The sequence below is a fragment of the Pantoea sp. Pa-EAmG genome, from assembly GCF_030024295.1.
Taxonomy (GTDB): Bacteria; Pseudomonadota; Gammaproteobacteria; order Enterobacterales; family Enterobacteriaceae; genus Pantoea; species Pantoea dispersa.
The window spans coordinates 1-1,402 of record NZ_JASEWO010000346.1 but is presented as its reverse complement, the minus strand read 5'-3'; the positions used below and the strand labels follow the sequence as shown (position 1 = coordinate 1,402).

At 49.9% G+C, this 1,402-nt stretch carries 1 protein-coding gene; it reads left to right on the top strand.

The window, feature by feature from the left end:
* Nucleotides 1–1,199: ATP-dependent protease ATP-binding subunit ClpX (clpX, locus tag QMM04_RS22490; protein ID WP_282997106.1), on the top strand; the 1,199-nt coding region annotated here is incomplete at its 5' end.
* Nucleotides 1,200–1,402: the final 203 nt, after the last annotated feature.

Sequence of the window (1,402 nt, the reverse complement as noted above, 5' to 3'; positions counted from 1 at the left end):
TCCGTAAGCTGATTGCCGGGCCGTCAGTGTATATTTGCGACGAATGTGTTGATTTATGCAACGACATCATTCGCGAAGAGATTAAAGAAGTGGCTCCGCACCGTGAGCGCAGTGCACTGCCGACACCGCATGAAATCCGTCATCATTTAGATGATTACGTCATCGGTCAGGAAAGGGCGAAAAAAGTGCTGGCGGTAGCGGTCTATAACCACTACAAACGTCTGCGCAACGGCGATACCAGTAATGGAATCGAACTGGGCAAAAGTAACATTCTGCTGATCGGTCCAACCGGTAGCGGTAAAACCTTGCTGGCTGAAACCCTGGCGCGTTTGCTGGATGTTCCGTTCACCATGGCGGATGCCACCACCCTGACCGAAGCCGGTTATGTGGGTGAGGATGTGGAAAACATCATCCAGAAATTGCTGCAGAAGTGTGATTACGATGTGCAGAAAGCACAGCGCGGTATCGTTTATATCGATGAAATCGATAAGATTTCTCGTAAGTCAGATAACCCGTCAATCACGCGTGACGTTTCCGGTGAAGGCGTACAGCAGGCGTTGCTGAAGCTTATCGAAGGTACCGTTGCCGCCGTTCCGCCGCAGGGTGGACGTAAGCATCCACAGCAGGAGTTCCTGCAGGTTGATACGTCTAAGATCCTGTTCATTTGTGGTGGTGCTTTTGCTGGCCTCGACAAAGTGATTTCCCAGCGCGTGGAAACCGGATCCGGTATCGGCTTCGGCGCTACGGTGAAAGGTAAATCGCAAAAAGCCAGCGAAGGCGAGTTGCTGTCGCAGGTTGAGCCAGAAGATCTGATCAAATTTGGTCTGATTCCAGAATTCATTGGTCGTCTGCCGGTGGTGGCGACGCTGAGTGAATTGAGTGAAGAAGCCCTGATTCAGATTCTGCGCGAACCGAAGAATGCGTTGACCAAACAGTACCAGGCTCTGTTTAACCTTGAAGGTGTGGAGCTGGAGTTCCGTGATGAAGCGTTGACGGCGATCGCTAAGAAAGCGATGTCACGCAAAACCGGCGCGCGTGGTCTGCGTTCTATCGTAGAAGGTGCGCTGCTGGAAACCATGTACGATCTGCCATCGATGGATGACGTGGAAAAAGTGGTGATTGATGAGTCAGTGATTGACGGTCAATCCGAGCCGATGTTGATTTATGGTAAGCACGAAGCTCAGGCTTCTGGCGAATAAATAAACAATCTAACCATGTTGTTATCTTAAAAAAGGGGAAAATGTTTCCCCTTTTGTTTTTCTCTCTCCCCTGACATTGAATGTCGACCAAGCATCCCCATATACTCAATATCCTGTGGGTTGAACTGCAAACTTCTTTTACGCGGTACCCATCACCTGGCGGACATTAAACTAAGAGAGAGCTCTATGAATCCTGAGCGTTC